General features: G+C 42.4%; 1 pseudogene. It reads right to left on the reverse strand.

Features of this window, described 5'->3' with window-relative positions:
• Positions 1–255, reverse strand: a pseudogene (gene tuf, locus EAH57_RS15875) (elongation factor Tu); the annotation flags it as partial.

Consider the following 255-nt stretch of genomic DNA (forward strand, 5'->3'; position numbering starts at 1 on the left):
GACCAGAAATCGAGAATACATCTTCGATTGGCATTAGGAATGCTTTGTCGATTGCACGCTCTGGCTCTGGAATGTAAGAGTCAAGTGCAGCAACTAAGTCGATTACAGCTTGTTCGCCATAAGGACCATCGTTACCGTTTAATGCTTGAAGCGCTGAACCACGGATGATTGGAGTGTCATCACCTGGGAAGTCATAAGTAGAAAGAAGTTCACGAACTTCCATTTCTACTAATTCAAGTAATTCTTCATCATCAA

The sequence above is a fragment of the Acinetobacter sp. 2JN-4 genome, from assembly GCF_003687745.1.
Classification (GTDB): Bacteria; Pseudomonadota; Gammaproteobacteria; order Pseudomonadales; family Moraxellaceae; genus Acinetobacter; species Acinetobacter halotolerans.